Annotated in this window: 14 protein-coding genes and 1 riboswitch; of the genes, 11 read left to right on the top strand and 3 right to left on the bottom strand. The window is 54.4% G+C overall.

The genetic code is table 11. The features are described 5' to 3' along the window. Positions 1–51 precede the first annotated feature (51 nt). From spoIIAA to RBI05_RS03585, 4 genes are all read left to right on the top strand, one after another. A complete protein-coding gene (gene spoIIAA, locus RBI05_RS03600) occupies positions 52–405 on the top strand; it encodes an anti-sigma F factor antagonist (RefSeq protein ID WP_150456721.1) in 354 nt (117 codons plus the stop codon). After that, positions 402–857, top strand: coding sequence for an anti-sigma F factor (spoIIAB, locus tag RBI05_RS03595; RefSeq protein WP_150456720.1), 456 nt, complete (start codon positions 402–404; stop codon positions 855–857). The genes spoIIAA and spoIIAB overlap by 4 nt, the downstream gene beginning before the upstream one ends. A 13-nt stretch (positions 858–870) precedes the next feature. After that, the gene (sigF, locus tag RBI05_RS03590) at positions 871–1,623 is read left to right on the top strand and encodes an RNA polymerase sporulation sigma factor SigF (RefSeq protein WP_150456719.1); all 753 of its coding nucleotides are present in this window, start codon (positions 871–873) and stop codon (positions 1,621–1,623) included. Positions 1,624–1,916: 293 nt separating this feature from the next. Then, the gene (locus RBI05_RS03585; protein ID WP_150456718.1) at positions 1,917–5,597 is read left to right on the top strand and encodes a WD40 repeat domain-containing protein; all 3,681 of its coding nucleotides are present in this window, start codon (positions 1,917–1,919) and stop codon (positions 5,595–5,597) included. 70 nt (positions 5,598–5,667) lie between these two features. Here RBI05_RS03585 and RBI05_RS19280 read toward each other — a convergent pair whose 3' ends face one another. Further along, positions 5,668–5,763, bottom strand: coding sequence for an IS3 family transposase (locus RBI05_RS19280; protein ID WP_223879773.1), 96 nt, complete (start codon positions 5,761–5,763; stop codon positions 5,668–5,670). 344 nt (positions 5,764–6,107) lie between these two features. On the opposite strand from RBI05_RS19280, the gene RBI05_RS03580 reads away from it, so the two are divergent. After that, on the top strand, positions 6,108–12,140 hold the full coding sequence (locus tag RBI05_RS03580; RefSeq protein ID WP_310550147.1) for an alpha-amylase family glycosyl hydrolase: 6,033 nt from the start codon (positions 6,108–6,110) through the stop codon (positions 12,138–12,140). 157 nt (positions 12,141–12,297) lie between these two features. On the opposite strand, the gene asd is transcribed toward RBI05_RS03580, so the two are convergent. Both asd and pyk read right to left on the bottom strand, forming a co-directional pair. Beyond that, complete coding sequence (gene asd / locus RBI05_RS03575; protein WP_310550146.1) at positions 12,298–13,413, bottom strand: aspartate-semialdehyde dehydrogenase; 1,116 nt, start codon at positions 13,411–13,413, stop codon at positions 12,298–12,300. 144 nt (positions 13,414–13,557) lie between these two features. After that, positions 13,558–14,997, bottom strand: coding sequence for a pyruvate kinase (pyk, locus tag RBI05_RS03570; RefSeq protein ID WP_310550297.1), 1,440 nt, complete (start codon positions 14,995–14,997; stop codon positions 13,558–13,560). Between the two features lie 115 nt (positions 14,998–15,112). On the opposite strand from pyk, the gene RBI05_RS03565 reads away from it, so the two are divergent. The 6 genes from RBI05_RS03565 to RBI05_RS03540 all read left to right on the top strand — a co-directional run bounded on the left by RBI05_RS03565 (position 15,113) and on the right by RBI05_RS03540 (position 20,976). Then, positions 15,113–15,514 (top strand): (2Fe-2S) ferredoxin domain-containing protein, encoded by a 402-nt coding sequence (locus tag RBI05_RS03565; protein ID WP_310550145.1) that lies wholly within the window; start codon positions 15,113–15,115, stop codon positions 15,512–15,514. A 158-nt stretch (positions 15,515–15,672) separates the two neighbouring features. Then, a complete protein-coding gene (locus RBI05_RS03560) occupies positions 15,673–16,824 on the top strand; it encodes an AI-2E family transporter (protein WP_150456712.1) in 1,152 nt (383 codons plus the stop codon). Positions 16,825–16,849: 25 nt separating this feature from the next. Continuing rightward, positions 16,850–18,346, top strand: coding sequence for a carboxylesterase/lipase family protein (locus RBI05_RS03555; protein ID WP_310550144.1), 1,497 nt, complete (start codon positions 16,850–16,852; stop codon positions 18,344–18,346). Between the two features lie 120 nt (positions 18,347–18,466). After that, positions 18,467–18,622, top strand: a riboswitch (FMN riboswitch). Positions 18,623–18,775: 153 nt separating this feature from the next. Beyond that, a complete protein-coding gene (locus RBI05_RS03550; protein ID WP_310550143.1) occupies positions 18,776–19,747 on the top strand; it encodes a DMT family transporter in 972 nt (323 codons plus the stop codon). A gap of 150 nt (positions 19,748–19,897) precedes the next feature. Next, positions 19,898–20,554 carry a stage V sporulation protein AA gene (locus tag RBI05_RS03545; protein WP_310550142.1) on the top strand — a complete coding sequence of 219 codons (657 nt, stop codon included), beginning with the start codon at positions 19,898–19,900 and terminating at the stop codon, positions 20,552–20,554. Beyond that, entirely contained in the window at positions 20,551–20,976 is a 426-nt protein-coding gene (locus RBI05_RS03540; RefSeq protein WP_310550141.1) for a stage V sporulation protein AB, read from the top strand. Before RBI05_RS03545 ends, RBI05_RS03540 begins: the two co-directional genes overlap by 4 nt. The last annotated feature ends 407 nt before the right edge of the window (positions 20,977–21,383 follow it).

The raw sequence follows: 21,383 nt of genomic DNA, 5'->3' as shown, positions 1-21,383 counted from the left end.
TCGTTGCTGTAGGAAGTTGGTAATTCCAGAGCAGCGAGAGGAGTGACGGGATTGAATTCTCATGTCAAATTGGAGCATCGCCGCAGTGTACTGGTCGTCCGCCTGTACGGGGAGCTGGATCACCATGCGGCCGATGCGGTCCGGATGGATCTGGACGAAGCGATTCTGCGGGGGCAGGTCGAGCACGTGGTTTTGGATCTCAAGGAGTTGCAGTTCATGGACAGTTCGGGGCTCGGGGTTCTGCTGGGCCGTTACAAGCTGGTTCGGGGCAAGGGCGGCAAAATGGTGGTATCCGGCGTGAACCCGGCCGTACACCGGCTGATGGATATGTCGGGCCTGCTGAAGATTATGCCGGTCTACGAAGATGAGGATGCCGCGCTCTCGGATTTGGAGGTTGCGTTATGACAAACGATCAATCCGGCAATTTCATGGATATCCGGTTCGCGGCCTTGTCCGAGAACGAATCGTTCGCCCGGGTCGCCGTGGCCGCCTTTGTCTCCCGGCTGGACCCGACGCTCGACGAGCTGAACGATCTGAAGACGGTTGTATCCGAAGCGGTCACGAACTGCATCATTCACGGCTATGACAGCGATCCGTCGGGAGTGGTGCATATCCACGCTGCGATTGAAGGCGAGACCGTGTCGCTCGTCATCGAAGACAAAGGCCGGGGCATTGAGGATCTGGAACTGGCGCAGCAGCCGCTCTACACGTCGAAGCCGGAGCTGGAACGTTCGGGGATGGGCTTCACGATTATGGAGAACTTCATGGATGAATTCGAGGTGGTCTCCGTTCCGGATCAGGGGACGCAGGTCCGTATGAAGAAGACGATTGTATCCAAAAAAGCGTTATACAATTAGGGGATGGAGCCATATGGATGCCGAGAAGAAAGCTCCGCCGACCTATTTGGACGATGCGGAGGTCAAGCGGCTGATCGCGCTCAGCCAGGCCGGAGACACGACCGCCCGCGATACGCTGGTGGGCTGCAATATCCGGCTGGTATGGTCGGTGGTCCAGCGCTTTATGAACCGGGGGTACGAGCCCGACGATCTGTTCCAGATCGGCTGCATCGGCCTCCTCAAATCCGTCGATAAATTCGACCTCAGCTATGACGTCAAGTTCTCCACCTATGCGGTGCCGATGATTATCGGCGAAATTCAGCGGTTCCTGCGGGACGACGGGACGCTGAAGGTCAGCCGGTCGCTGAAGGAAATGGCGAACAAGGTGCGCAAGACCCGGGACGAGCTGTCCAAAACGCTGGACCGCCTCCCGACCATCGGCGAGGTCGCGGAGGTGCTCGGGGTGACGCCGGAAGACATCGTCTTCGCCCAGGAGGCGAACAAGCCGCCGACGTCGATCCACGAGACCGTATTCGAGAATGACGGCGATCCCATTACGCTGATCGACCAGATCGCTGACGAGAGCCAGGAACGCTGGTTCGACAAGCTGGCTCTAAGCGAAGCGATCGAATCGCTCAGCGAGCGGGAGCGGCTGATCGTCTACCTCCGCTATTACCGGGACCAGACCCAATCGGAGGTCGCCAGCCGGCTGGGAATCTCCCAGGTGCAGGTATCGCGGCTGGAGAAGAAGATTCTGGCGAATATTCGGGAACAGATTGCGCAGTAGTGAAGTGTATAGATTTCATATTTCGCTTAACAATAAAGACATGTGGTCTTAGAGGTGATTCTAAGGACGCATGTCTTTTCACATTTCTTTCACGTTACAAATCTTTCTATTCATGATAAAAATAATTAGTATTTAAACTAATAAAACACTTTAATGGAAGAGGGGATTTAACAATAGATGTTGTTTTAATAATTTAAGTAGAAAAGGGAGGTGTAAATTTAGAATAGAGTGAAAAAACCTATGTAACCCATTTGTGGTTTATTAAATAAAGTAAAAACGAGGAGTCGAAATAAATGATGTTTCGTAAACAAAGATGGCCTGGTACTAGGTTTATTATTAACTCTGAAAAAAAAAGAAGTGTGATTCTTCCTGTCTGTTTGCTTTGGGCCGGACTATTTTTATTGAGTACAAACGCTTCAGCTTTGAATGATACTTTACAATCTGAACAAATTCGATTTGCGGGGTCTGGAGAAGATTCTGCTAGAGCCGTCGTAGGAACTTCAGATGGCGGGTTTTTAGTTTCGGCGCTAACTACTTCTATTGATGGAGATGCTGGTGGCCTGGGGACCTTGTCATCTGTTGGAAGTGTAGTGATTAAATATGACAGCTCTAACAAGGTCTTATGGAGAAAGCTATATGATACTTACTACATAAGAGATCTTGCTGTCTTACCTGATGGATTTATAGCAGTTGGAGATAATTATCTAAAACAAGACGGAGTTATTTTAAAATTAAACAGCAGCGGAGAAATACAATGGAAAAAAGAAATGGGAGGAACAATGAGCGACTCCCTTAACGCAGTCGCTTTAGGTGAAGATGGAAGTATTATTGCCGTAGGTAATTCTTCATCAAAAGATAATGATCTAGCAGGGATGAACAAAGGTGAGGCCGATGCTTGGATTGTCCAGATTTCTAGCAGCGGGAATCTGATGTGGGCTCGAACTTTTGGTGGCTCCGTTCAGGATTCTTTTTTAGATGTTACATTTCTTAGAGATGGAAACATAATGGTTGTTGGAAATTCCTTCTCTGTTAACGGAGATCTGCCTGTCGGTCTTGTTCATGACACCGGTCATTCCAATGCAATTGCTGTTAAATACAGTAAAAGTGGTATTTTATTAAGTAAAAATACATTTGGCGGAACAAGTTATGAGACATTTAATACTATATCTGGAACAATGGATGGAGGATTTATAGCTGCCGGAAGATCTTCTTCATCTGATGGTGATTTATCGGGTTATCCTTTAAATTCATTTAATGGAGCACTTTTGGTGAAGTATAATATTTATGGGAATAGAGAGTGGGTCCGCTTATTAGGAGGCGTAGGACATAGTGATGAGTTTTATTCTATTGTACAAACTCCTGATGGCAAATACGCTACTGCCGGACGCAGTGATTCGAACGAGGGACCTTTTCTGGGGTTGAATAAAGGAAATAACGATGGAATGATGGCTGAGTTTGATGCTCAGGGGCAGTTATTGAGACTCGATCTTATTGGGAGCCAAGGTCACGATTATTTTTATGCAGGAGCCTTACTATTCTCAGGTACAAAATATATTGCTGTGGGAGATACACAGTACCGTTTGGATGGAACTTACCTAAAAAAGAAAACAGACGCTGTGATTCAGGTTTATGATTTAAACGCTCGAAGTGAGGCCATCCCGGAGTTCAGTGTAGACAATCCCGAACTGACGAATAAAGACGTTGAAGTAACAATAAAATATCCTCTTGAAGCAAATGTTAAACAGTACAAATTAGGATCCGATGGGGTATGGCAGACCTATTTAACGTCTGTACGCATTAGTGAAAATACATTACTATGGGCACGATTTATGAATTCTAAGGGTGTACAATCCAAAGAGTATAGTTTCGATATCAATAATATTGATAAAATTCCGCCTTCTATTCCAACTATAATAGCAGATATTACAGCTCCGACAAATGGAAACGTTACGGTAACGATAAGCTATCCAAGAGATACTAAAAAAGAATATAGAATTGACGGAGGAGCTTGGATTACTTACATGGGGCCAGTTGTTTTAACAAACAACGTAAAGCTCGAGGCGAAAGCGACCGATAAAGTAGGGAACTCAAGTACAGAAAGAATGGATGTAGAAAACATTGATCGGATCGCTCCTGAAAGACCAGTTTTTGTCCCTAATACTACCATTACTACAAACAACTCAGTTAAATTAAGTGTGATTTATCCGGAAGACGGGGGGAGCTTTAACGAATATAAAATAGGTTCGGGAGATTGGCATACTTATGATTTCTACACCCATATCGAACTGGATTCAAATACTATTATTTATGCGAGAACAAGAGATCAAGCAGGTAATACTTCGGAGTCCAACTTTGAGATTAATTATATCGATAAAATTCCTCCAACTACGCCAACAATAAGTCTAGACTATATGATGCCTACCAACAAGGATGTGAAAGCGACTATCGAATATTCGGAAGATTCAATTATACGAGAATATACTACCACTAAACTTAATTATGATTGGAAGTCATATACAAATCCAGTGATAGTTGATTCGAATACTGAGGTGTATGCGCGAAGTAGGGATGCAGCTGGAAACTACTCTGAAATAAAGTCAGTTCAAATAACCAATATTGATAAAACACCACCAACTTTACCAACTTTCAGTATTGACCTCTCCAAAATCAGCGAGAATAAAAAAATGGTCGTCATTAATTACTCGAATGATAGTGAGAAGAAAGAGTACCGCGTAAATGGTGGAGATTGGCTTAACTATAATTCAGCAGTTATTTTTTCTGAGAATGGAACTTTGGAAGCCCGAGCTGTTGACACACTTGGTAATATTTCATCTCCTTCTTCTATAGATGTGGCGGTAGGTCCTGATAAAGCTATTATTAATTCAAATAATATGCAACAAACCAATCAAAATATCTTAATAACAGTCAGATATGCTGAGTCTAGTGTAAAGAAAGAGTACCGTATCAACAAAGAAGATTGGAATATATATACCGGTTCTATAGAACTTACCTTCAATGGGACAATAGAAGCTCGTTCAACGGACAATATGGGGTACTGGTCGGTGTCCAGCTATAGAATAGATAATATTGATAAAGTCCCTCCAATCAAGCCTGTAATTTCAGCTTCCCCTCATGTTCCCACAATTAATAATGTTGTAGTCTCAATAGATTATCCGCAGGATGCAGAGACTAAAGAATATAGAAAAAATTCAGGGAGATGGACTACTTATACAAATAATATAATTTTCTCCGATAATGGGACAGTAGAAGCGAGGGCGAAGGATGCTGCAGGCAATTACTCACCCGTGTCGAGCTTTACAGTCAATAACATAGATCGGGTAGCTCCGCAAACGCCAAGTATTATATCAATCAGTGATAACAAGCTTACTAACAAGTACGTTATTATCAGCGTGGCCTACCCAGCGGATACTTATTCAAAGCAATATCGTATAAATAATGGATCTTGGAAAACTAAGACTAACAAAGGCGATATTGAGTACTTCGATTTTGAGGAGAATGGTAAGCTGGAAATTAGATCCGTTAAAGAATCAGGAATTGCTTCAGATATTATTTCATATACAGTAACCAATATTGACAAAACGCCACCATCAGGCTCAATACTTTTTAATGCGGACAATCCTAAATATTATGTAGCCCGCCATGTGAGTGTGGCATACTCAAATGAAGCAGAGAAGGTTACAATGAAATATCAAATTGGAAGTACTACAGGGCTATGGCTGGATTATAAAACCCCAGTTGAGCTTCCCGCTAATAAAAAGCTATACGTTTACGCTACAGACGAAGCAGGAAACGTAGGATTCGTCTGGGAGTTTGGTAAAGAAAACTCTTCAGCAACATATTTCTATGAAAAAGGCCGTTTAAAATTTATCGAACTTGATTCAGGGGAAAAATATGAGTACAACTACGACAATAACGGGAACCTCCAAAAAATCACCAAAGTTTCTTCATTCTAATTATTAATTGATTCGGCTACAAAGACAAGCAAACTTGGTCATATCCCTGTCAAGTAGAAAAGTAAAAAAGCTAAGCAGCCAACGCGTGCCTGCAGTCAACAGGCGCGCGTTGTTTTAATTTGGCCTGAAATCGCTGATAGTTGTAGAAGTAGATATACTCCTCCACCAATTTATGAATATCGCTTTCTGACACAAGCTGGTTAAGCTATAACTTCTCTGTTTGAGAGGGATTTGATGTAGGCGTTATCTAGGCAGGTAGCTTTGCGAGAGTTTGCCCTTGACGCCGAATTCTTCCATTCGTAAGTTAAGCGTTTACAAAATTTCGGTGCCGTGCTATCATCTAACTCAGAAAGTTGGGAAAACGTTTGCAGGGGTGCTGGTCGTTGGGGAAGTTGACTCAAGAGAGTGGTATGGGTTGATGGACCGCTGGGGCGGACAGCCTTTTTTCATGGGATTTGTGCAAACGTTAGCGCAACTTCGCACACAACACTGAGGGGGAATGAACTGAACATGTCCACATTGTTCAACAAGGAACGGCGGCGCTGGCTTTCTCTTGCAACCGCTGTCATCATGGTGCTTCAGCTCGTTGCCGGGCTGTTCCCGGCTTCGGTAGCCAAGGCCGATGAAGCGGCTCCGGTTGCGGATACGCTGATTGACCAGCCGGGCGGCCGGGCCGAGGGCTGGATTGTCGTCGGAATCAAGAACTGGGAGAATGCGGACCAGAGTATGCGGATGAAGCACCTGGTCGACGGATTCTATGAGTTGTCTACGGTTCTGAATCAAGGTCATTATGAATTCAAAATCGTTAAGGGAGGAACCTGGGAGGGCTTCTCCAGCTCCAAGGGCAAAGACGGCAATTTCTCTTTCGACCTGGATCGGACTACCAAGGTGAATTTCTACATAAACGAGAAGAGCAACCAGGCCCGAATCAGTCTGCCGGGGGTTGACGAAATGCCTCAGTATGAGGCCAAGCTCAATTCGGACCAATGGCCGAGACTGGTCGGAAGCGTCCAGCCGGTATTCGGGGAGAGCGAATGGTCGCCGCCAACAGCGGGACAGTTCTTCGTCGACTACAACTTCGACGGCTCCGTCTATAAGCTGCAGCGGACGCTGCCTGCCGGCGAGTTTAAAGCCAAGGTTGTTTTTGGCAAGGATTGGGGAGATGATTACGGCGGCGCTGGAGGAGACCTTAACATCAATCTGGAGGACAAATCTTATGTTACCTTCAGTATTGACTATTCCCAGCCCAAAAATTCCCGCGTTCTGAGCTACACCAGCGCAATCGCGCCGGCCGCTCCGAGCGATTCGGAGTTCGACGGCATTATCAACAAGAACGCAATTGCGTTCGACAGCCGGTCGCTGACCTTCAAGAAGCCTTTCGGCGCGATCAAGATGGGCCAGGAGGATGTGACGCTCCGCGTAGCCGCCAAACAGGGCGACGTGGAGCTGGCCAAGGTGGAATTGAGCAGTCCGGAAGGCATCTCCAATGCCTATACCATGCATTTGGCGACTACTGTAGACGGCAAGGATTATTTTGAAGCCACCGTTCCGAAGAAGGATTTCAATAAGATCGGTGTATGGGGTTACAAATTTATTCTGCTCGACGGAACGACCAAGGTCGAATACGGCGACGATTCCAGCCGCGGCGGGAGCGGCGCGGTCAGCGAATCGGGAGCGCTTTCTTTTGACCTGACCGTGTATGACCCGGATTTCAAAACGCCGGACTGGATGAAGACCTCCGTGGTCTATCAGATCTTCCCGGACCGTTTCTATGACGGCGATCCGACCAATAACCGCGCCAAGACAGCGGACGGCTCCCGGGGAACGATCTACGATTACTATACGACCAGCAAGGGCGGATACAAGCTGCAGTATTATGACGGCGGTGTAGATAACGATCCGACGCCTGACCAGGTATGGGGCGAGTGGAGCGATGTTCCCGAGAACCCGAACCGGGTAACGGAAGAGAACAAGCCGTACTTCCCGGATGCGAAGAGTGACGGCGTTTACTCGAATGACTTCTACGGAGGCGATATCAAGGGGATTCAGGAGAAGCTGGATTACCTGAAGAATCTCGGGGTTACGACCTTGTACCTGAATCCGGTATCCTGGGCTTCGTCGAACCACAAGTATGATGCGACGGATTACGAGCATCTGGATCCGATGTTCGGCAAGCCGGTGTACAACACGCCGGGCGATCCGAAGTCGGGGTTGGACTATACGGCATCTCGGGCAGAATCCGACCGCGTGTACCAGGCTTTCGCCAAAGCCGCGCGTGAGAAGGGTCTGCGCCTGATCAACGACGGCGTGTTCAACCACGTCGGCGATGATTCCATTTACTTTGACCGCTATGCCAAATACCCCGAAATCGGGGCCTATGAATACTGGGCAAAAGTCTACGACATGATGGATGCCAAGAAGATCAGCGAGGCGGATGCGGAACTTGCAGTGCGGAAATCTTTTACAAGCCAGATCAATCCGCTGACAGGCAAGAATTACGCTTATCCAGAAGACTTTGAATATACCACCTGGTTCACTATCGAGAAGTCGAAAGTAACCGACAACGGTATGGAGCATTATAAATACGATGCCTGGTGGGGCTATGATTCCCTGCCTGTGATGGATGCGAAAGAACCGCAGACGGAAGATACGCCATTCTACAAGGCCGATACCCAGGCGCTCGACGGCAAGCATGAATGGAACAACGTGGCTTACCGGGATGAAGTCATCGGCCATGACCTGACGGGACTTAGCGAGACGGAAGCCTCGGCCCAAATGCAGTCTACGAACTCCCAGCGCTGGCTGTGGATGGGTTCCAGCGGCTGGCGTCTCGACGTAGCGCCGGACGTATCGAACGGAACCTGGGAGAAATTCCGGGAAGCCGTCAAATCTGTAGAAGGCCGCAAGGACGTCAACGGCAAAACGATTGAAGACCCCATTATTCTGGGCGAAGAATGGGGCGTAGCGACGAAATATCTGCTTGGAGACCAGTTCGACTCGGTCATGAACTACCGGTTCCGTTCGGCCGTCCAGAGCTTCATGATCTCCGGCAATGCGGCGAACCTGAATCAGGCACTGGAATCGATCCGCGAGGATTATCCGGAAGAAGCCTGGAAGGTGATGCTGAACCTGGTGGATTCGCATGATACAACCCGTTCGATTACGAAATACGATCATCCCGACTGGGAAGAAGAGAACCTGAAGGTCGCTGATCCGGCCACGGATAACGCGATCAAGCTTCAGGCGCTGACGGCGATCATGCAGATGGGCTACCCTGGCGCGCCGACGATCTATTACGGCGACGAAGTCGGAGTAACCGGAACGAAGGACCCGGATTCCCGGCGTACGTTCCCTTGGGAACGTGTAAAGGACAATGGTGACGGCAGCTTCTCTGCCACCGGACGCTACAGTGAACTGTTCAGTACGTACCAGAAAGCCGCCGATGTGCGCCACGACAACAGCGTCTTCAGCACAGGCGATCTTCATGTGGCTTACGCAGAGGGCGATGTAATTGCCTATGCCCGCAAGAACGAGAATGCCGGCGGCCTTGTGGCCGTCAACCGCGGCTCCGCCGAGACCAAGATCGACGCTGATGTAGCCGGATTCCTGCCGGAAGGCATGAAGCTGGTTGACCAGCTTGGAGGCCAGATCAGCGGCACCGTAACGAACGGCGTTATCAGCCTGACGCTGCCGGCCATGACCGGCGTCATGATGCTGTCGGACGGCTCGCTGGTGACGGTGCCGCAGGTAACCGGACTGACAGCACAGGCAGGCAAGGGCAGCGTCACGCTGAACTGGAGCCCTGCGGCTGACGCAAGCGAGTATAAGGTATACCGGACACCGCTTGAAGGCATGGCGACGACGGAGGTGGCGACCGTAACGACGGCTACCTACACGGATAAGAGCGTCGTGAACGGAATGAAGTATTACTACACACTGGTTGCGGTGAAGGATGGAGGCGTAAGCCTTCCGAGCGAATACGTCTCGGCAACTCCGTTCCTCCCGGTTCAGTCGGTCAGCATTGTCCAGGAAGCGAAGGAAATGACCGTCGGCGTCGGCAAGGCCACCTATGAAATTCTGGTCGATGTCCGCGTTCCGGAACTGACCGACGTTACCGATCTGGTCTACAAGGAACCGGCGGGTCTTCAGGTCAAACTGAAATACTACCCGGTCGGTTCGGAAGAACTGGTCAAGGAGATCAAGCTGAAATACAAGACGGACAGCGACGACAAGCTGGGCAAGATCTACAGCGCAACCTTTGAGCCGACTCTGGCAGGCGTCTATGAATATACCGCTTCGGCCTCGACGAATAACGGAGAGACGCAGAAGTTCTCCGCTACGAAGCAGGTAGTAGTCAATGCCGATACCACGGATACCCAGGCGCCGGCGGCGGCTGAACTGTCCGATATTCTCCAGGAATCCAACATGGTGAATCTGGCCTGGACGATAACGGATACCAGCGATGTCAAAGGATTTGAAGTGATGCGCAAGGAAGGCGACGGGAAATACAAGCCGATCGCAACGCTGATCAAGACAGCGCGCACGTATATCGATTACACCGTCAGCAACGATACGAAGTATACGTATAAAATTGTCAGCTTCGACGCGGCGTACAACCGCTCGGAATCCGGCGAGAAATCCGTAACGCCGAAGATCGTCATGGTCGATGTCACGCTTCGGCTGCACCTGCCGAATTACACGCCGAGCACCGACGGCATCTATATTGCCGGCGACTTCAACGGCTGGAACGCTTCGGGCAATGAACTGAAGGTGCCGAGCGGCGCGACCGACCGCAGCATTGTGGAATACAGCTTCAAAATGATGGCCGGCAAGAGCATTCAGTATAAGTACACCCGTGGTGTCTGGGACAAGGAGGCTTTTACCAGCCATATTCGTTCCTCCAACGATACGACGGATGCCGGTAACTGGGCGTACAGCTCCACGAATACGAATATGCAGCTGACGATCAAGAACGAAGGCGGCAACAAAATGATGGTGAACGATTACGTTCTCCGGTGGGTAGATATGCCGATGATCATTACGCTGCCGCGTACTTCCTATGGTGAGGATATTGCCTACACCACGGACGACAGCAAAATGAATCTGAAAGCCAACGTGCCGTTCGGCGTCGGCTTCACGATCAACGGCCAGCCGATTCCGGCTTCGGCAATGGATGCTTACGGCAATGTGCAGCTCAATGATATTCCGCTTGCCTACGGTGTGAATACGTTCAAGCTGCATATCGAACCGACTGCCGAGACGCTGAATCTGCCTTGGTATGAAGACAAGGCCCGTGCCGCCAAGGCAACCAAGACGATTACCCTGACGGTAACCCGGACGGGCGGCGACACGACTCCGGCATCGCCTGCACCAGCTACGCCGACTCCGGCATCGCCGGGTTCTGCAACCGCTGCGCCACAGCCGACAGCCGCTGCGACAACCGTAACGGTTACCGCGGATCAGCTCAAGCCTGCGGCCGGCGGAACGGCAACGATTGCACTCAGCGGTTCGGCTCAACAGGTGCTGATCCCGCTTGAAGCGCTGGCTTCGGCAACCGGACTGAACCGGATCGCCATCAGCGGCGAGCAGGTATCGCTGAACATTCCGATAAGCGTGCTGAACGCCCTGAAAGCGCAGCTTGGCGCTGCACAGACTGCAGGCGCCCAGATCTCGCTGAACGTGAGCAAGCTGGATACGGCCGCCCAGACGGCTGCCGCCCAGAAGCTGAACCAATCGGCAAGCGAAGTGTATGAGCTTGCCGGCGATGTGTATGATTTCGGACTGAAAGCCGTAGCGAAGGACGGCAAAGCGGTCACGCTGTCTTCCTTCCCGGAACCAATTGAACTCAGCTTCAAGCTGAAGGCCTCGGCCGACAGCGACTTGACCGGCGTCTACTATCTGAATGACGCCGGAAAGGCCGAATATGTCGGCGGTTCCGTAGAGAACGGCGTGCTGAAAGGCAAGGTTACCCACTTCAGCCGCTATGCGGCACTCGAGTTTAACAAGAATTACAGCGATATGCCTGCCGCGCACTGGGCCCATAAGGCCGTGTCGGTATTGAGCGCGAAGCATATTGTGGAAGGCAGCGGCACAGGCTTTGCGCCTGCCCGGAACGTAACCCGTGCAGAATTTGCAGCCATGCTGACCCGCACACTGGGGCTTACGGCGAAGAACAAAGCTTCCTTCTCCGATGTGGCTTCCACAGCCTGGTATGCGGATTCGGTAGCGGCCGCGTACGAGAGCGGCCTTGTCAAAGGCAGCGGCACGGGAACCTTCCATCCGTCGCAGATGATCACCCGCGAGGAAATGGCGGCCATGATCGTCCGCGCCTATGCCTTGAAGACCGGCAAGAATGCGCCGGCATCCGGCAACCCTGCCTATGGCGATCTGGCTTCGGTCAGCGCTTGGGCCAAGAGCGACGTAGCTGCGGCCTCCTCGCTCGGTCTCCTGCAAGGGCAGTCCGGCAATGTCTTCGCGCCGAAGGCCCATGCAACCCGCGCCGAATCGGCGCAGGTGCTCTACAACCTGCTGGGCAAGAAATAACCGCTTGGCGGACAGAAAGCAGCAAGACCCCGGGACTTTCCCGGGGTCTTGGTTTTTGCAGCGGAACTCGTCCGCGATAATCCGGAATAACCGGAATGCACAAATACGGCCTCCCCGACAAGGGAGGCCGTATTTGTCTGGACGCTGAAGCCTGATTTTATACCGGCTTCGCAGCCGTTTCGCCGCTGCGGAGCGGCTGAATGTAGCCTTCGGCCTTGAGCAGCTCGGCGATCAGCACCGCGCCGCCGGCAGCGCCGCGCAGCGTGTTGTGGGAGAGACCGACGAACTTGTAGTCATAGAGCGAATCTTCGCGAAGACGGCCGGCGGAGATGCCCATGCCGTTCTCAATCTCGCGGTCAAGCTTCGTCTGCGGACGGTTGTCTTCTTCGAAATAAGTAATGAACTGCTTCGGCGCGCTCGGGAGATCCAGCTCCTGCGGGCGGCCGGCAAAGCGGCTCCAGCAGTTCAGAATTTCTTCCTTGGAAGGCTTGTTCTCGAAGGAGACGAAGACCGTCGCCAGATGGCCGTCCGTCACCGGAACGCGGATGCACTGGGTCGTAATCTGCGGCTCGGAGGCCTTGACGATCTCGCCGTTCTCGACGGTTCCCCAGATGCGCAGCGGTTCCTGCTCGCTCTTCTCTTCCTCGCCGCCGATATACGGAATCACGTTGTCGATCATGTCCGGCCAGTCGGTGAAGTTCTTGCCCGCGCCGGAAATGGCCTGATACGTGCTTGCCACGACTTCCTTCGGCTTGAATTCCTTGAGCGCGTTCAGAAGCGGCACATAGCTCTGAATGGAGCAGTTCGGCTTGACGGCGATGAAGCCCGTAGCGGTGCCGAGACGCTCGCGCTGATGGCGGATAACGTCCAGATGCCCCGGGTTGATCTCCGGCACCACCATCGGCACGTCGGGCGTCCAGCGGTGCGCGGAGTTATTGGAGATGACAGGCACGCCCGCCTTGGCGTAGGCTTCTTCCAATGCCTGGATTTCGTTCTTCTTCATATCCACGGCGCAGAAGATCAGATCGACCTGCGGCGCGAATTCCTCCACCTTGGAGGCGTCCTGAACCGGAATGGATTTCACGGCTTCGGGAATCGGAGTGGACAGCTTCCAGCGGCCTTTGACCGACTCCTCATACGGCTTGCCTGCCGAATTGGCGCTGGCGGCGATTGCCGTCACTTCAAACCACGGATGATTCTCGAGTAGAGCGATAAAACGCTGGCCCACCATGCCGGTGCCGCCGACAATGCCGGCTCTGAGCTTCTCTGTCATGACTTGTCTTCCATTCCTTTCGCGAAGGCTGACGTTCAGCCGCTTAGATTGTACTGAATTATAAAGGAATTGCAGGCAACGTTCAATACAGGAATAGGCTCCGGCGGCAAAAAGATTGCAGGCCATGTCGGCTTGGGTCCGGGGTTAGCCCTCCGCGTTCTGCCGGGTTCGGACCTGTTCGATCTTGATCAGGTTCGTCGTGCCGGCTTTCCAGATCGGCACGCCGGCGCAGAGGACCACCGTGTCGCCTTCGGCTACGGTGCCGGTGCGGACGGCGCTGGCGACCGAGGACTCGAACATTTCATCGGTCGAGGAGACGGGATTGCCCAGCACCGGGACGACGCCGGAGCAGAGACAGATTTTGGCGAGCGTCTCCCGGTTCGGAGTGACGGCGATAATGGGCGCCTCCGGACGATGCTTGGAGATCATCCGGGCCGTATAGCCGCTCTCGGTGGCGGCAATAATCGCCTTGGCGCCGAGCATAAGGGACGAGCTGACTGCACTGCGGCTGATCACTTCCGTCGTGCTGCTCTCCTTCCAGTCGAACGACGCGATGAACCGTTCCTTGTAGCTGATCATCGTCTCGGCTTCGGCTGCGGCGGCCGCCATGGTGCGGACCGACTGAACCGGGTACTTCCCGGCGGCGGATTCCCCCGACAGCATCACTACGTCGGCGCCCTGGAGAACGGCATTCGCCACGTCGCTGACCTCCGAACGGGTCGGTCTCGGATTCATCTGCATGGATTCCAGCATATGCGTGGCGACGATTACGGGCTTGCCGGCCCGGTTGCACTTGTCGATCATTTCCTTCTGGAGACGCGGAACCTTCTCGACGGGAACTTCGACGCCGAGATCTCCGCGCGCGGCCATGATGCCGTCGGAGGCTTCAATAATATCATCCAGGTTCGTCATGCCCTCATGATTCTCGATCTTGGAGATGATCTGGACATGCCCGGCTCCGCTGCGTTCCAGAATGGACCGGATTTCCCGAATGTCGTCGCCCTGACGTACAAAAGAGGCGGCGATCATCTCGATTTTCTCGCCGAGGCCGAATTGTATATGCCGGATATCCCGCTCGGTTACGCCGGGCAGGGTCGTATGGATGCCGGGAAGGTTGACGCCCTTGCGCGGCTTGAGCGTGCCGCCGCTGACAATGCGGCAGACCATATCACCGCCCTGAACGTCGGTCACGGTAAGGTCAATCAGGCCGTCGTCGATCAGAATCCGGTCGCCGGGCTTGACCACCGAGGGCATATCCGGATAGTTGACGGAAATGCGGGTCTCATCCCCAAGCAGCTCTTCGGTTGTCAGCGTCAGCGAGTCCCCCGGCTTCAGAACGACATAGTCTGTCTTCAGCTTGCCGATTCGCACTTCCGGCCCCTTGATGTCCATCATGATCGGAATAAAGGTGCCCATCTCGGCCGCTGCCTGGCGCACATTGCGGATTCGGGCGGAATGCTCCTCCAGTTCGCCGTGCGCCATGTTGAGCCGTGCCACCGTCATGCCGGCGGCGATCATGTCTTTCAGCGTGCCGACCGATTCCGAGGCCGGGCCGATCGTGCAAATAATTTTGGTTCTCATCAGTTAAAATCCTCCTCTTTCTTACTATTTATAGAATCCCGCAAAATCACATGCCGTTATTCATTGATTTACCCCTGTCATTCAGGTATAAACGTTGGTATGAAAGGAGGAGAAGCCTGTGACGACTTGGAATCTGGAAGGCACGGTCTGCCATCTGCTCGTCTGCGGCGGCAGCAGCTGCCGCAAGCGCAGGGGAGAGGAAGTGCTGAAGGCGGTCGAGAAAGAAATCGGCAAGCAGGGTGCCGATGCGCGGATTCATGTGACCGAGACGCGCTGCAACGGCCGCTGCTCCGACGCCCCGGTAGCCATTGCGTATCCCGAGGGGGTCTGGTATGGAGGCCTGACGCCGAAGGCCGGGAAGGAGCTGGTCCGCCGCACGCTGGAGGGCGGCGGTCTGGAGGAATATGCCGTATATAATTTTGAAGCGGGAAGCATGAAGGCAGCGGTCAAGAAGGGCGGCAGGGGCAAGCGCAAGCCCGGAAAGAAGGATTCACCCGATTCATATCCTCCGGTGCCGTGAATCCGGATTTCGAGACCGGTTCACGGGCTGTCTTTGGTACAAGACTTGGCCATTTGACCATTTGACTTGTGTCCGCTGCGGCTACTATGCTTAGAGGAAGTGAATCTCTACGCGAGAATTCTACATCATCGCGACCAAAGGACGGTGTGACTGACTTTATGCCCAACAGGCCGGATCGATTCCGGAAGTTATTTCTGAACAACAAGTTTGTGGTCGTTCTGCTTATTTTGCTGCTGATTGGCCTCAATATTCTGGTCTTTCACAAGCTGCCCTTTATCTTCAAGCCGCTGAGCGTTCTCTTGCATACGGTGGCAGGACCGCTGATTCTCTCGGGGGTGGCCTATTACCTGCTGAACCCGCTGGTGAATCGGCTGGAACGGAAGAGCCGGGTGAAGCGGGCGTACGGGATTGTAGTCCTGTACCTGTTCATCGCCGGCATTATCTCCATCATTCTGCTGACGGTCATCCCGATCATCCGCGCGCAGCTTCTGGATCTGATCGACAATTTCCCGAAGTACAGCCAGGATATACAGGATAAATTCCCGGCGCTCAAGCGGGGGAATCTCCTCGATTCCTTGCCGATGCAGGAGAATATTGATCTCAACGAAGTGACCGGCCGTGTGACCGCTTGGGGAACGTCGTTCCTTAACAATGCGGTGAACGGCGTCGGCAATTTTGTCGGAGCTTTGACGGAAGCGGTGCTTGCGATTGTCACGACCCCGTTCATTCTCTTCTATCTGCTGCGCGACGGACACCGGCTGCCGGACTATCTGATCCGCTTTGTGCCGACGGCGCTTCAGCCGCAGACCCGCATGGTGATGTCGGAAATGAACAGTCAGATCTCTTCCTACATTCGGGGGCAGATTATCGTCAGCTGCTGCATCGGAGCCCTTCTGTACATCGGCTACCTGATCATCGGCTTGCAATACTCGCTGGTGCTTGCCATTATCGCGGCCTGCACGGCCGTCGTGCCGTATCTCGGCCCGGCCATCGCCATTACGCCTGCCCTGATCGTCGCCGCCGTCACCTCGCCGTTCATGCTGCTCAAGATGGTCATTGTCTGGACGGTGGTTCAGCTGGTGGAGGGCAAGTTCATTTCGCCGCAGATCATGGGCAAGACGCTCCGGATTCATCCGGTCACCATTATCTTCGTGATTGTATTCGCAGGCAAAATGTTCGGGGTGTTCGGCATTATTCTCGCCGTTCCCGGGTATGCCGTCCTGAAAGTGTTCATTACCCATCTCTATCAATGGTTCCGGTTCCGTTCGGGCCTCTATGAGCCCGAGACGCCTGAAGGGCCGCAAGCTTAAATTACAGAAAGAAGGATGAAAGATCATGCCGACTGTCATCAAGACCCGTTACGGGATGCTGGAGGGACGGAAGGAGGGCCCGGTTCGGGTCTGGAAAGGAATTCCCTATGCGTCGCCGCCGGTCGGCGAACGGCGTCTGCGGGCTCCGCAGCCGCCGCAGCCTTGGGAGGGCATCCGGGATGCGGGGGGATTCGGCCCGGTCTCGCATCAGCCGCCAGACCGGCGGGGCACCCGGTTCGGCGGCGAATCGCCGGAACATTCCGAAGACTGTCTGTATCTCAATATATGGGCTCCGGAGGAAGAGCGGGAGCCCCTCCCGGTCATGGTCTGGATTCACGGGGGCACCTTCGTCACCGGATCGGGAAGCCAGCCCCAGTTCGACGGCGCGCTGTTGGCGGAACGGGGCAGAGCCGTCGTTGTAACCCTCAACTACCGGCTGGGTCCCTTCGGATTTCTCCACTGGGCGGCCCTCGGCGATTCATTCGATTCCAATCTGGGACTCCTGGATATGATTGCAGCGCTGGAATGGGTACAGGGAAGCATTGAAGCCTTCGGCGGTGATCCGGCCCGGGTCACCCTGTTCGGCGAATCGGCCGGAGGCATGAGCATCGCCGCGCTTCTGGCCTGCCCGGCGGCCCAGGGGCTGTTCGCCCGGGCGATTCTGCAGAGCGGGGCGGCCCAGACGATGCCTGCAAGCCAGGGCGAAGCCGCCGCGCGGGAAATGCTTGCCGAACTGGGTCTTGCGCCCGAAGAAGCGGAGCGGCTGCGGGAACTCCCGGCGGATGCCATCATGGCCGCCGCCCATGCGCTGAACCGCCGGATCGGCGGTCCGTTCGGCATGCTGTTCCAGCCCGTCGTGGACGGGTCGGTTCTGCCGGAAGAACCGCTGGCCGCAGTGGCGGCCGGCTCCTCGCGGGGAGTGCCGCTGATGGTCGGCACGAACCGCGAGGAGGGCGGCTACTTCTTCCGGCCGGGCGATCCGCAGCCGCCGGTCCCGGACGCGCTGAAGCTGGTCGGCTCCATGCTGGGGACGCCGTACTCTCCGGAGCAGGCGGAATTTTACGGTTCCCGCGGCGAAGGCGCTCCCGAAATTCTGACCGACATGATCTTCTGGCGCGGCGCGCTGGAATTAAGCGAACGCAGCATCAGCCACGCGCCGGTGTGGATGTACCGGTTCGACGCCGGTGTGCCGGGGCATCCCCACTTTGAACGAGCGGTGCACAGCGCCGAAATTTCTTTCGTCTTCGGAACGCTGGGCGAACTTGAGCGGCTGGGAGGAACGGTCGGCGAGGAGCACCGTTCCGTCTCCGCCGCGATGATGATGGCCTGGGCGGCCTTTGCGCATTCCGGCGATCCTTCTGCGGCCGGTCTGGAATGGCCGGCGTATGAACCCGGAGACCGCGCCACCCTGATCTTTGGTTCACCGGTCCGGCTGGAACGGGACCCGGATGCGGCAAGACGGAGAATGGTGCTGCCCGAAATGGAGGGGAACCGGGAACAAACGGCGAAAGGTGACGAATAAAGGCGAATAAAGTTGAACAAAGATGAAACAACGAAGAAAAGCGGCAGCTTTTTCATAAAAAACACTGGACGTTTCATAAAAACGGGTGTAATCTGAGGCTGTGAAAAAAATAACAGAATACAAGATTCTCGGGGTAAGGTGAAATTCCTGACCGGCGGTGAAGCTTCGCACGCGAAGCGCAGCCCGCGACTCCCGGTTGTCCGCCTGGCGGATGAACGGGACTGATCTGGTGGAAATCCAGGGCCGACGGTAAAGTCCGGATGGGAGAGGATCATGGAAGAGCCACGCCGCAGGGCGGCGCGTTCCTTTTGGGACGGAGCCCCTGTTTTTTGCGCGATTCTTGCCTGCCCCCGACTGCCGCCTTCAGGCGTGAAATCGGGGGCTTTTTGATCTCTTGCGGGGTTTTGTATGACGAAGGAGAAGAAAGATATGAGTGACTTAACGGCTAACCCGGCAGCAGCGGCCAGACGTTCCCACGGAGGGTTCTGGCTCGTCGTACTGGGAGCGGCGCTGTGGGGAGTAGATCCCCTGTTCCGGATTATTCTGCTGAAATCAATGACCTCTTCGCAAATTGTGCTTCTGGAGCATGTGGTCCTGTTCCTGGCGGCCGCTCCGGTGCTGTGGCGGCACCGCTTCGAATTGAAGCGTATCCGGCTTCGCCAGCTCGGCGCGCTGCTGTTCGTCTCCTGGGGCGGCTCGGCTGCGGCGACCATTCTGTTCACCAAGGCGCTGTCCTCCGGCGATTTCAACTCCGTATTGCTGCTGCAGAAGCTGCAGCCGCTGTTCGCGATTGGGCTGGCGGCCCTCATTCTGAAGGAACGGCTTCCCCGCAACTTCGGACCGCTGCTGCTGATCGCGCTAATCGGAACTTATCTGCTGACCTTCGGCTGGACGCTGCCGTTCGGCCATGCGGGCAGCTTCATCGGCGTCGGCAGCATGCTGGCGCTGGGAGCGGCTGCCCTGTGGGGCGGCTCCACCGTCATGGGCCGTTATCTGCTCGGCACGCTGGAATACGAGACGGTCACTTCACTCCGGTTCATGATGGCGCTGCCGCTGCTGTTCGTCATCACCCAGGTGGAAGGAACGGCCTGGCATATCGGCGGGGGCATCGGAACCTCCTCGCTTATCGCGCTGAATCTGCTGCTTCAGGCGCTGCTTCCCGGTCTGCTAAGCATGCTGCTCTACTACAAAGGGCTGAATACGACCAAGGCTTCGTATGCAACGCTGGCCGAACTCAGCTTCCCCATGACCGGGGTGCTCATTAACTGGTTCGTCTATTCCATCGCGGTCACTCCCGCCCAGCTTCTGGGATTCGTCCTGATCTGGGGCGCGCTGTTCGTGATCTCCAGCCAGCGGGGACGCGAGGAAGTCGCTGTGCCGAACGAAGGAGACGGACGCTGACAAAGGCGCCTTTAAAAGCAATTGAACGAGAAGAAGAGCCGGACCCTGGGGTCCGGTTTTTTTGTGCGAAGCAGACACCGCCCCGGAGTAAAATAAAGCCTGATCTCCCATACTACCGGTATTCGAGAATTCAGTAAGGGGGCTTCGTTCATGGAAGCAGACCGTATGCCGACCGTATATATCCAGCTGAAGCCGCGGATAAGCGTAGCCCAGGGGGCCAGCGTTACGCTTGCGGACGCCGCGAACCTGATTGCTCCTCCCGAATGGGAAGGCGCGCTGAAGGAGCTGGTGCTGGCCCAGCCGCGCCGCAGCGACGGCAACCTGCTGCTGCTGGATATGCTGACGGTCATTCCGCGGGTCCGTTCCCTGCTTCCCGGCGCCGTTATCGAATCGCTGGGCGAAGGGCGGACGATTGTCCAGGTGCGGGAACGTTCGGCGGGACGCCGCCCCTCTCTGGCTCTGTTCGTACTGGTCTGGCTGCTGATGTTCTTCGGCTCGGCGCTGACGATTATGAATTTCCACGCGGATGTCAATATGCAGGAAGTTCAGGTGCGGATTGTGGAGATGCTGACCGGAAGGCGCGATGAGCATCCGTATTTATTTCAGGCGGCCTATTCGCTGGGCATCGGGTTCGGTATGGTCATCTTCTTCAACCATCTCTTCAAGAAGAAATGGAATGAGGAGCCGACGCCGCTGGAAGTCGAGATGTTCCTTTATCAGAGCAACGTGGACCAGTACATTATTCATGAAGAGTACCGCAAAATGGAGGGCCGGTCCCGGGGGCCCGGCCGGAAGCGGCGACGGTGACTCCGCCGCTTGAGGTTGGGATCACGCTGCTGCTTGGGCTGGCAGGCGGAATTGCCGTCGGCGGCGGCGTCATTGCCCTGTTCGTAGTACTGGACATTGTTCCCCGTCTGGCCCAGCTGACCGCTTCATATGACAAGGTCCATTGGTACGAGGGATCGATGGTAGCGGGCTCGCTGATCGGAACGGTGTTTGATTTCTGGAACGGGAAGCTGCCGGGCGGCCCGGCGCTGGAGCTTGGGGTCGGCTGGCTGGACGGCGTCTTTGTCGGCATGCTGGCGGCCGCATTGACCGAGGTGCTGAATGTGCTGCCGATTCTGGCGAAACGGCTTCGTATGACCGCTTATCTCTTCGGACTTCTGATGGCGATGGTGGCGGGTAAAGTGGCCGGGTCGCTGTTCGACTGGTTCGTGTATCGACCGTAGACAAGGAAGGAGAGCTGCAAGGTGAACCGATATATTCACAGCGGAGAACACATGGAAGAACCGGACGGACCGGAGAAGGACGAACGCACGAATGCCGCCGGGCCGGATTCGGAGGATAAAGATCGAACAGACAGGCCTGTGGACCTGAGCGAATCGTTCCGGGGCGAGAGCGGAATGGAGACGAAGAAAGCGGAGGAGTTCAGCAAGGAAGCGGAGGAGGTCCGCAAGAATACTGCGGATGCCTGCCCGGACGGAGGCTCCGGCACTCCGGCTTCGCATGTCGGCGAATGGGCTGACCGGATGGAGGCCGAGCCGGATTCTTCCTCGCCGGAGAAAGGCGGGGAGAAGAAAGCGGCAGGAGAGATGGAAGCTGCCGAAGAACCGGGGACCGGCGGAGAGGAAGGCGG

The sequence above is a fragment of the Paenibacillus glufosinatiresistens genome, from assembly GCF_031470375.1.
Classification (GTDB): Bacteria; Bacillota; Bacilli; order Paenibacillales; family Paenibacillaceae; genus Paenibacillus_AQ; species Paenibacillus_AQ glufosinatiresistens.
The sequence above is the reverse complement of the archived record's forward strand: the minus strand, read 5'-3'. Positions and strand labels throughout refer to the sequence as shown.